8 protein-coding genes and 2 pseudogenes are annotated in these 10,345 nt (G+C 63.7%); all 10 read right to left on the bottom strand.

Features of this window, described 5'->3' with window-relative positions:
- Positions 1-204: 204 nt before the first annotated feature.
- Positions 205-484, bottom strand: a pseudogene (locus tag ATO9_RS24815) (hypothetical protein).
- Positions 485-565: 81 nt separating this feature from the next.
- Positions 566-745 carry a DUF5983 family protein gene (locus ATO9_RS20940; protein WP_043754053.1) on the bottom strand — a complete coding sequence of 60 codons (180 nt, stop codon included), beginning with the start codon at positions 743-745 and terminating at the stop codon, positions 566-568.
- A gap of 98 nt (positions 746-843) precedes the next feature.
- Positions 844-1,284: a DUF6915 family protein gene (locus ATO9_RS20935; protein ID WP_043754051.1), complete on the bottom strand. Its 441-nt coding sequence runs from the start codon at positions 1,282-1,284 to the stop codon at positions 844-846.
- A 1-nt stretch (position 1,285) separates the two neighbouring features.
- The gene (locus ATO9_RS20930) at positions 1,286-1,672 is read right to left on the bottom strand and encodes a DUF6878 family protein (RefSeq protein ID WP_009803668.1); all 387 of its coding nucleotides are present in this window, start codon (positions 1,670-1,672) and stop codon (positions 1,286-1,288) included.
- 125 nt (positions 1,673-1,797) lie between these two features.
- On the bottom strand, positions 1,798-6,057 hold the full coding sequence (locus tag ATO9_RS20925; protein ID WP_043754047.1) for a strawberry notch-like NTP hydrolase domain-containing protein: 4,260 nt from the start codon (positions 6,055-6,057) through the stop codon (positions 1,798-1,800).
- Positions 6,058-6,169: 112 nt separating this feature from the next.
- Entirely contained in the window at positions 6,170-6,826 is a 657-nt protein-coding gene (locus ATO9_RS20920) for a DUF6927 domain-containing protein (RefSeq protein ID WP_043754045.1), read from the bottom strand.
- Positions 6,826-7,419 (bottom strand): hypothetical protein, encoded by a 594-nt coding sequence (locus ATO9_RS20915; protein WP_043754043.1) that lies wholly within the window; start codon positions 7,417-7,419, stop codon positions 6,826-6,828. The genes ATO9_RS20920 and ATO9_RS20915 overlap by 1 nt, the downstream gene beginning before the upstream one ends.
- A gap of 70 nt (positions 7,420-7,489) precedes the next feature.
- Positions 7,490-9,463 carry a ParB/RepB/Spo0J family partition protein gene (locus tag ATO9_RS20910; protein ID WP_043754041.1) on the bottom strand — a complete coding sequence of 658 codons (1,974 nt, stop codon included), beginning with the start codon at positions 9,461-9,463 and terminating at the stop codon, positions 7,490-7,492.
- 148 nt (positions 9,464-9,611) lie between these two features.
- Entirely contained in the window at positions 9,612-10,001 is a 390-nt protein-coding gene (locus ATO9_RS20905; RefSeq protein ID WP_043754039.1) for a DUF3768 domain-containing protein, read from the bottom strand.
- Positions 10,002-10,091: 90 nt separating this feature from the next.
- Positions 10,092-10,298: pseudogene (locus ATO9_RS20900) on the bottom strand (zincin-like metallopeptidase domain-containing protein); the annotation flags it as partial.
- Positions 10,299-10,345 lie beyond the last annotated feature (47 nt).

Here is a 10,345-nt window from a genome sequence, read left to right as displayed (position 1 = left end):
ACCTGCAGACTCTCATTATGAACGAGGGACCAACAGGGGGCAGGTCACTGCGGTTTCGGCATTCTTGGTCAGGGTTCCTGCGAACATAGGTCTTCTCCTTGGGTTTGCCGCTGCCCGGCACTTGGCCAGAGCACGCGGGATTGCTTTTCGACCCCTCATGGGATCGCAAAACCACAAAGCCCTCTTTCCTTTCTCTCCTGCCCGTCAGCCCGGCCCGGCGGTAGACAAGGTGTCCGACGTCGCCCCGCGCACCACCCTCCCCTGCGCTGTCGCGCCATCATGGCCCGGCTCCGATATGAAGAAGTCGGCCTCGGCTCCGTTCAGCCTACGGCCGCTCCGGTCGGTCAACCCGATCGTGCTGCCGTTCGGCACAAAGGTTATGAGGTATTGGCCAAGGCCGTCCCGATGCACCCGATACCCCTCATTCGCCCAGTGGACGGATTTTGCCGGCATCCACGGCGAGCTTTATCTCCGCGACGTTCATCCGGATCTCCATTTCAGTATTGGTGTTGGAAACAAGAGAGGCCCGATCCGTGGATCGGGCCTCTGTGCAACCGCGATTGACCTACCAGTCGAAGACCTCGAGATAGGGGGCTGGCGGGACGTCTCGATCGAAGAGGACGTAGTCACACCCGGCATCCATCGCCAACGCCATGACCGCCTTGAAGGCGTCGCAGTCGACGCCTTCCGGCATGTCGGCGAGGGTTACAGGGACGGAGAACAGCCAGCCATACTCATTCTGCATGCTCGGCGATTTGGCAAAGAGCCCGTTCTCGATAGCCTGGACGGTTTATTCAGGCAGATGTGCGGTGCTGCAATCGTAGAACCTGCGAACGTTGCGCATCATGATCCCCTCGCCTCCATCCAGTCCTTGAGGCCGAGGATCGTCTTGCCCCCAGCCACCTCGGCCAGCCATTTCGTGCGCGGATCGCCGACGGGCTCATGCGCTTGCCGGTCGATCTGCCCGTTGGCCATCCAGGGCTCGGGCTGGATCCGTCCGAGCCAGTCGGCGAGGCTCGGAATGCGGCCCTGACAGTCTTCGCGGACATGCTGCTCGCCGATCCAGCGGATGGGAATCTCACGCCCCGCCCCGTTGGTGAGGGAGAGCCCGAAGACACGTTCGGCCTCGAAGATGCCTTGCGTGTGATGGCGCAGAGCACGGTGGGTGAAGATGGCGAGATGCTCCTTTGAGGCATCGAACCAGTCGTGAACGGCCTGATAGTCGGATGGCGTTCCGCCATACTTCCGGGCGGAACTTTCGGCATGATGGAGGGGATGGGCCATGTCACAGGCCCTCATCGAAACTGTGGGAGCATTCAACGTAGCGGTCGGCATGATCGAGGGTGATGCTGTCGGCGATGACATCCCAGGTCAGCGTGCCGTAGCCGCCCTCGTTGTTCTCGAAGCCGGGATGCTGGTGATAGGCGACGGACCAGGCGAAGTCGCCAACCTTCGTGCAGAGTTCGTCAGGGAGCGCAATGCCTGCGGGCTGCACCGTTACGTCTTCGATATTGCCGGAATCGCCGTAGCCTTCGTATTCGGCGGTGACCTCGGTGATGCCGAGGCCTCGCAATTGCGGGAGCAGCTCGTTTCGGGTGGCCTTGTTGGCGGCTTCGCGCTCGGCCTGCCACTTTGCCATCGTCTCGGCAAAGGTGGTCTCGGAGTTGGTCATGGGTCTCGTCCTCTTGTCTGGGATTGGGGAAGGCGCCGAGGGGTCTGGAGACACGCCACGGCGGCGGAACGCGAGGGGGCAAAGCACCCTTCCGCGTTCCCCCGACCCAAGGCCCGCTTTTCCTTTCAGGCGGCGCGATCAGCCCTGGAGGCTGATCCGTCCGCCACGATCCGGCCGAGGATCGCAGCGGTATCGACGCCCTCCCCGTGGGGCACGAAGACCCGAAGCTGGAAGGCGATGATCTCGGTGAAACACCCCAGGGCCTTCAACCCGTCGATCGTGCCCCGGTCGGCCCCGTCGATCTCGAGACGGGCCGCGCCCGCGACCCGGCGGCGGGTGAGCGTGAGGCCGCGTCCCAGATCGACCGGCGCGGTGGATCCGAGCGCGGCCGTCAGCATGTCCCGCGGGGTTTTCGGGGTGCCGACCATGAACCGCGCACGCAGGGCCGCGGCGCCGTCCTCGCTGACGGTCCGGCCGATCATCGCTGTCTGTGCCTCAGGTGTGACGCGGTAGATGCGTTCGTTGCCCGAGGGGATATCCTTCCAGATCGGCAACAGCAGCCCGGTCAGCAGGTATAGCTTCGTCGTGGTCACCTTCGGCAGGCTGTTGGCCTCCTCGTCCCAGAGGCGGCGGAACTCGGGCTTTTCGATCTCTTCCCAGGCGGAGGCCTGGAACTTCCCTTCCTCGACATAGGTGGACCCGCTTGGCCGGGTCACCTTGCGCATGAGCGTGACGATCTCTTCGTCATACATCTGCATCGGACGCGAGGAGATCAGCGCCGCACGTCCCGAGGCACTGTTGATCATTGGCAGCTTGTCGGGGTTCCGGTCCAAAGCTTCTTCTGCGGAGAGGATATGGACGGGGTCCGTCACCTCCAGTCCGATGATCCGTGTCACCGCTCCGGAGCGCGGACAGGTCCAGAGATCCTCGGTCGAGACCTGCTCGATCCTCTCGCCGCGCAATGTCTCGACGCCGAGATCGAGTGTGCCTGCAGCCCGCGCCCGCTCGGTCTGATCGGCAATCCGGCTCATGAACTCGACAAAAAGTGCATTCTGCATGTGGATCGGCAGCGCCAGGACACGGTTGAGGAAGCGCTGGATCGGCGGCAACTCTTCCAGGAGCACGCCGTCCTGGTCGATCAGTCGAAGAGCTGTCCAATCGCTGAACTGTTCGTAGCTCATGGCCGCCGCGCGCCCGGCGGCGAGATCGGCGTAATAGCCTCGCAGCGCACCCCTTGCGATCGGGCTTTCGAGATTGTCCTCCTCGCGGAACATGCCCTGGGAGCCGGTCTCGCGCTGGCCCTTGGTGAGGGCGCCCAGCTGATCAAGCCGTCGGGCGATCGTGGAGGTGAAGCGTTTCTCGCCGTGCACATCCGAGGTGCAGACCCGGAAGAAAGGCGCGCTGACCTGAGCCGAACGATGCGTGCGGCCGAGCCCCTGGATCGCGGCATCGGCCCGCCAACCGGGCTCCAGCAGGTAGTGCCGTCGCCGTTTCTGGTTCTTGGCCGTTTGAGCGGCATGATAGGACCGGCCCGTCCCGCCGGCATCGGAGAAGATCAGGATGTCCTTCTCGCCATCCATGAAGGCCCGGGTTTCAGAAGAATTACTGCTGGCGGACCGCTTCTCGATGAAGAGGGCACCTTCGCTGGCTTTCAGGGGGCGGATGGAGCGCCCTGTCACCTCGGCCACGACCTCATCCCCGAAGGCCCAGAGGATCTGGTCCAGCGCCGAAGGGATCGGCGCCAGGGACATCAGCTCTATCATTGCCTCATCGCGCAAGGCCTCGGCCTCGCGGGAGACAACCAGGGCGCCATTCGCATCCCGCAGCGGCTCCGCGACCATGTTCCCGTCGATCTCCACGATCTTCTGGGCATGGATCGGGAAGGCCTGTTCGAGGTAGGAGAGCACATAATCCCGAGGCGTCAACGCCCCCTCGACCAGCTCGTCTTCGGGGTCCATCGCCTCGAGCCGTCGCTTCAACAGGCTCTCGCCCGTCGAGACCACCTGGATGACGCAGGCAAATCCCTCGGCCAAATCATCTTCAATGGCACGGATGACGGTCGGGGCTTTCATGCCCATCAGAAGGTGGTTGAAGAAGCGCTGCTTGGTGCTCTCGAAGCGGGATTTGGCCGAGGCCTTCGCGGCAGAGGCGTTCGTCTGACCGGAGGCATCATTGACCCCGGTCGCGGTCAGCGCCGCCTCGAGATTATGGTGGATCGTCCGGAATGCCCCGGCATAGGCGTCATAGATCTCGATCTGCGCCGGTGTCAGCGCATGTTCGAGCACGTCATATTCCACACCATCGAAGCTGAGCGCCCGCGCGGTGTAGAATCCGAGCGTTTTGAGGTCGCGCGCCACGACTTCCATCGCGGCAACGCCTCCGGCCTCCATTGCCGAGACAAAGCTCTCCCGGCTCGGGAAGGGATAGTCCGGACCCTGACCCCAGAGTCCGAGGCGGGAGGCATAGGCCAGGTTCTGCACGCTGGTGGCCCCGGTCGCCGAGACATAAAAGACCCGCGCCCGGGGCGTGGCGAGCTGCAGACGCAGCCCGGCGAGACCCTGCTGGGAGGGTTTGACCCCCCTGCCCGCGTCGGACCCCGCGGCGTTCTGCATGGCGTGGGCCTCATCAAAAGCCAGCACGCCGTCGAAACCCTCGCCCATCCAGCCCAGAACCTGGCTCAACCGGGTCGTCCCGCATTTGCCTGCGGACCGGAGTGTCGCGTAGGTCACAAAAAGGATGCCATCGCCCATGGAGATAGGCTGGTCAGGCTTCCATTTGGAGAGCGGCTGGATGTCGGCGGGCGAGCCGCCGAGGTCGGTCCAGTCGCGGACTGCGTCCTCGATGAGCGTGGCGGATTTGGAGATCCAGACCGCCTTGCGCCGACCCGCGAGCCAGTTCGCCAGGATGAGCCCGGCGCATTCGCGGCCCTTGCCGCAGCCGGTGCCGTCGCCGAGGAAGTAACCGAGCCGATAGGCGTACGCCTCTGGATTATCATCGGCGCGGGTCATCCGGGACTGGTCTTCGTCGATCGTGAACCTGCCCGGCAGGTCGCGCCCGTGGGCGTCGTTTGCCATCAGGATGGTCTCGAGCTGGGCCTCGGAAAGATGACCCCCCTCGATCAGATGGCCAGGCAGCCGCAGGTCCGAGGCGGCTTCATTCGACGGAACCGGGGGCGCGACCGAGGCCATGGCAATACTCTCGACGAGCGGCGTGGGATGTTCCTGAGCCCCCGTGATCTCAATCCGCTGCGGGCGGTAGCGAGCGTAGATGTCCGAGACCGGGGTGTTTTCGCGGGGTGTGTCGAGGCAGGTGAAGGCCAGCGGGATGGCGGCATGCGATTTGGGTTTGGCAGACGCCGCTTGGGCGATTGGGCGCTGACGTGCAACTGGGACACCGACCCGGCGCGACCCAGTCCGAAACTGCGCACCGGTTTGGATCGAGGGAGTGGCAGTGCGGGTTGCGGCGATGTCATCGATGATTTGGCGCGCCGCGTCCAGATCGTCGACCATGGCACGGACGATCTCGATCTCCTCCTGCACCTTGTCGAAGACCATGAGCTGGGTTTCCACCGTGGTGCCGAGTTTGCGGTAAACGTGGCCAGAGATCGTGAGCGCTAGGCGCGGCTTTGCGATGGCCGAGGCCCGTGACCAATGGGCCGCGTCCCGTTCCGGCGAAAATCCCATCGGCATGATTGCCACGAGACGCCCGCCCGGCGCGAGGCGCTTAGCCGCGGAGATCAGATGTTTCGCCGCGATGTGCCTGTCCCGCGAGCGATCGACCGAAGAGGCGAAGGGTGGGTTCATCACGATGACACCGGGAAGGTCGGGCACCGTCAGGAGATCATCAATATGTTCCGCGTCGAAGCCGGTCACCTGCGTGTCAATGGTCGCCTCGAGAAGCGCCCTGCGGAAGGGATCGATCTCGTTCAGCATCGGTTTGCCACCCGCGCGCACGGCAAAACCAGCCAGCGCGCCGGTCCCGGCGGAAGGTTCGAGGACGGTTTCGCCGGGGCGAATGGCGGCTGCGCGTATTACCAGTGCCGCAAAGGGCAGCGGCGTCGAGAACTGTTGCAGACGGATTTGCTGCTCGGAGCGCCGGGTCTCCGTCAGGAGCCGTGAGGCGAGCAATCTGGCCGTCGCGAGCACGTCCGAACCGCTGTCCTGCATGATCGTCGTCACCGTGGCGGCCTGCATCAGGTCATAGGCCATGCGCCAGGACCACGCGCCGCCGGCATCGCTGCCACCGAAAGTCTCGCGCATGATCCGAGCGAGCGATGAGCTCTTGAGCGGTTGCTTCTCAATCTCGCTGCCGATCAGGCGAATGGCCTGCAGAAGGTGAGGTTTCGATGGGAAATCGCGTGCGAGTGCCAGGCTTCGGTTGTCCATATCGTCTGTCCTTTGAGTCAGGTTGTGGGTCCGACAGGACAGAAAGCCGCCTCTGCGCTTTCAAACGCGCGGAGGCGGCTCAAGGCCGGACAGATGACGTCGCTGCCGGCGGTCAGGACCCCTTCCCGGCGAAAAATTCGGCCAGAACCGGACTCGCCGCACTCTTCGCCGAGCTGAGGAGTTCGGACCCGGCGAGCGAGGCTTTCGACAGACGCACGAGGTCGCCTGTCTCCTCGATGCGGTAGCAGCGACGCTTTTGCCCTCCGCGCCGGTAATGGGTGGCGGTCACGATCTGGCAGGTGCTGCCATCGGTCAGCGTTACCGGTGAGGCCAGTTTGATCTTGTCACCCTCGTCGTAGTCCGGGATTGCCGCCCAATCGCGGCAGCGCTGACGCCAAGCATGGGCATAGCTGTCGGGATCCTTCAACTCGGAGAGCAACACCAGAAGGCTGAGCGGCGCGCGGGACTCGACCGGGCCGACGCTCTCCTCCATGTCCTTGTAGCCCCAGCAGCCCTCGTCATAGCGGGTGAGGAAGACGGCGCCGAAGGTGATCGACCCGTCGGCATCGGTCACGTAGGTTCTGTCTTCAACCGGCCCGCCATCGATGTTGGTGAGCCTCAAAGCTGCATACCAGGTCGAGCCGACCTTGCAGGCCTTGAGCAACAATGTCTTGCGGGTATCCGTCTCGAAGGTGCAGAGCCGGGCGATTTCTGCCTTCTCCTCCGCGTAGGTTTTGACGCGGCGGTCGGTGTAGAAGAGCCAACCCACTATGCCGCCCTCCGGTCATCGATTTCGATGAGCGCATCGAGCGGCACGCGGTAAGGCAGCATATCGTCGAAATCCTCGCAATTGCCGCTATTCTGCACGAGGGCGTGGGTGTCGGTGGCGTCCTTCAGGATCACCCGGAACGTCCCGCCGAGACCGGAGGGCACGTCGTAGGTGCCGCCGATCAGGTAGTCAGCGGCGCGGCGCAGGAAAACGCAGATCGTGTGGCCATCGGTTGCCAGCCGGATAGTGTCGTGACCGCGGTCGATCAGCATCTGCACGTCATCGAGAATGTCGGTGTAGAACTGGCCCGTCAAATCGCGAAACGCCGCCTGCCGCGCCGCCATCCAATCCGGATCGCGGAACGGGTTGATGCCCTTGGCGAAGGCATATGTGGGATCGGCGCGTTCGGTGGTGACGATCCGCGTGGTCGAACCGTCGATGCCATTGGAGCGCAGATGCACACCAGTGCCGACGATCAGGATCAGGGCGGGTTTGCCCACCGGCCCGTTCCAGTTGGGAAGGAAGGTGGAGCAGCCGCGCGCATGCGCGATCTGCGCCGCGACGCTCGCGGCAGTGAAGCTAAGAAGGGACATGGGATTTACCTGTAAGATGGAGGGAAGGGTGCGACCCGCGCCGGACATGCCGAGCGGGCCGCCTGCTCGATCAGGCCGCTTTGGCGACCCCGGTTGCGTCTACGGGTGTCTCGGACTCGCCAGCATCAACCGGCTCGACACCTGCCGTCTGCATCATCGGAGGACACCAGGCCGCGACCGCCGCGCGCTGCGCCTCCGTCAGCGTGGCGAAAGGCTCCGCAAAGAGCTTTTCGCAGAATTCGACGACTTGCTTCTTGGTCGAAGAGGCCAATGTCACCGCCTCTTGTGCGAGCCCCAGCTCCTCGCCGAGAATCTTCAGAAGCCAGGCCTTCTTGAAGCGGTTGAAAAGCGCCGCATTCGGCGTCCAATGCGCCCGTATGTCCGGCATGATCTCGACTTCGAAGTCATGCATCAAGCTGTCGCGCTGCCTGTCCCGTGCGAAACAGGATTGCGTGGTCGCGGCCGTAGCGTAGGCGACGAGTTTCGCCTTCTCGCCCGCGTCAAGGGCCCGGAAGAGCGCAAACTGGTCGGCAGGGGACTTCGCGTCATCGGCCCAGGAGAGGTTGAGCGCGTCATGCGCTGCCGCCACCTGTTCGAGCGATGTGCCGTCGATCTCGTCCATCTTCGCGTGGGTGCGATACTCCTGTCGCGCGTCGACCTTGATCGCCTGGGTGACGCCCAAACCGCTGGTAAGCACATCCGTAACCAGCTTGAAGAGCGTGAGATCAAGCGTCGCCTCCGGGTGCTTGGCCATGGCCGCGCCGAGCGCCATTGCCCGTTCGGTCTTGAGATCCTCGGTGAGCGAGGCGGGATAGGTGATCTCATCGCCGTCTGCGGCGCCCTTGTCACTCGGTGCGCCGGTGCCTTTGCCAGACCGCTCTGTCTTGTCTTCAGGGCGCACCATCCCGACATGCAGGGAGATCTTGCCATGCGACCAGGACGCGATCACGCCGGAGCTGGCAAGATCCTCGGTGCTATAGGCCTCCCGGAGGTCCCGCGCCTCGGCTTCCAGCGCGTCCACGCGTTCGTAGAGTTCATTGTACGCCTCGTCCTCGAGTTCTTCGTTCTCCATCTCGTGTTCGAGTTTCTCAAGCTCGGCGGTGATCTCGTCGACGCGCCTCGAACCCTTCTCGTCGGGCTCGACCGGACCCGGATAGACCCGACCATAATCCGCCATGGCGGCATAGTCGTACTGAATGACCGCGTCGGCCCAGGCAAAGCCGATCTCTGCCCGAGCCTCTTCGGCGGCGGCGGCGAGTTTTTCCAGCAGGATCGTTTCGACCAGCGCGGAATCCTCGAGCACGGAATGCTCGTCCAGCAGATCGGCCGCGATGGCACCGCCGCGCGCCTCGTAGTCTTTACGCACGAAGGCCCCGATATCGTCGCTGACCTGGACACCGCGGGACTTCAGCGCGTTCCGCACGGTGTAGGCCTGGACATGGTTGTCCTCCTTGGTGAGCGCCTCGAAGACCTCGCGTTGCACCTCCTGGCTGGGATGATCGGCGAAAGCCTTCATCGTATCGAGCGTGATCGATTTGGCGCGGGCCGCGGCGCGGATGTCGGGATGGATGAGCCCATAGCGCAGACGGCCTTTGACAGCGGCGACCGTGGTACCGAAGGTCTTGGCGATGGTTTCCGGCGTCTGACCATCGACCTCCATCATCCGGGCGAAGGCCTCGAACTCGTCGATCGCGTTCATCGGGGCCTGGGTGATGTTTTCGGCGAGCGAGAGCGCGGTGGTCACATCACAATCTTCGGAGACCAGTCGGCAATCGATCTTCGTGCTGTTGGTGAAGCCCTTGGCGGCCTTGTCCGCAGCAAGTTCCAGCAGGGCCGCGTGTCGACGGCCACCGGCGAGCACCCCGAACTTGCCGTCGATCTTCTGGACGAGCAGCGGTTGCAGGAGGCCCAATACGGCGATGCTGGCCTTGAGATGCGCGATATTCTCGGAGGCGTAGGTCTCGGGGGAATTGGTCCGTACGTTTGCGGGATGGGCGACAAGATCGCCGATGGCGACGGTGGTGGGTTTGAACGACTGAGTCATGGCATGTCCTTCTCGACGTGATTGAGAGGGCCGCGAGTTTCCGTGCGACCGATCCCCGGATCCGGGAACCAACAGGACAAGAGGCCCACTTTCCCTTTCGGAGGGTCAGCGGGCCTGTCGGTGATGTAAGGTTGGGGTGCGGCCTGCCCTACCAGTCGCGCGCCATCATGATGGTAAGAACGCGCATGGTGGTTTCTGGATTGTCGGGAGCCTCGGCGCCGTAGCGGAAGTCGGAACCGGCCTCGTAGAGGTCAATTTTCCAGAACACAGTCTCGCCGCGGATCGTCACCGCCCCGAAATCGTGCCAGCCGTCAGGGTCATTGTCGGGCTCGAATGTATCGAACGCACCGGTGGCCTTCACGGCTTCCGTCACGAAACCATCGCCGGCCTCGATCAGGGACTGGGTCACGACGAGGCGGCCCTGGATCGCCTGATCCGGGGCGATGCCCAGACAGGCAAACCTGCGGAAGGCATCGTTATGGGCGGCGATGACGGTGGCGTTCGGTCGGGGATACTCTGCGGGTTCGGCATGGCTCATGGGGCTGTCCTTTCGGGATGTGTTGAAACCACCAGACCCAAAGCCAGCTTTTCCTTTCACACGCCCTACCAGCCCGGACAGCCTCGGACGTCATGCGGCCTGTTCCCCCTGCCCCGCCTCCGACACGGCGACGAGATAGTCGCAGGCGCGCTGCGCGTCCGCCGCATGTTTGAAGATCGCCCGCTTGTCTGAGCGGAGCACCCGGACCCAGTTGCTGAGATAGGCCGCATTCAGCTCCAGCGTATGCGCCGAAAACCCCTGCTTCTGACCCAAAAACACCGTACAGAGCTCCGCGACATATCCTGACAGTCCAGCCCCATTCTGAAATTTTTCGGCAATGAGAA

It is taken from the genome of Pseudooceanicola atlanticus, from assembly GCF_000768315.1.
GTDB lineage: Bacteria > Pseudomonadota > Alphaproteobacteria > Rhodobacterales > Rhodobacteraceae > Pseudooceanicola > Pseudooceanicola atlanticus.
This window is presented reverse-complemented; position numbering and strand designations above follow the sequence as displayed.

What these genes read in the sequence shown, in the direction of transcription:
- ATO9_RS20940 (WP_043754053.1), bottom strand. Translation starts at nt 745, where the DNA reads ATGCAGAATGAGTATGGCTGGCTGTTCTCCGTCCCTGTAACCCTCGCC.
- ATO9_RS20935 (WP_043754051.1), bottom strand. Translation starts at nt 1,284, where the DNA reads ATGGCCCATCCCCTCCATCATGCCGAAAGTTCCGCCCGGAAGTATGGC.
- ATO9_RS20930 (WP_009803668.1), bottom strand. Translation starts at nt 1,672, where the DNA reads ATGACCAACTCCGAGACCACCTTTGCCGAGACGATGGCAAAGTGGCAG.
- ATO9_RS20925 (WP_043754047.1), bottom strand. Translation starts at nt 6,057, where the DNA reads ATGGACAACCGAAGCCTGGCACTCGCACGCGATTTCCCATCGAAACCT.
- ATO9_RS20915 (WP_043754043.1), bottom strand. Translation starts at nt 7,419, where the DNA reads ATGTCCCTTCTTAGCTTCACTGCCGCGAGCGTCGCGGCGCAGATCGCG.
- ATO9_RS20910 (WP_043754041.1), bottom strand. Translation starts at nt 9,463, where the DNA reads ATGACTCAGTCGTTCAAACCCACCACCGTCGCCATCGGCGATCTTGTC.
- ATO9_RS20905 (WP_043754039.1), bottom strand. Translation starts at nt 10,001, where the DNA reads ATGAGCCATGCCGAACCCGCAGAGTATCCCCGACCGAACGCCACCGTC.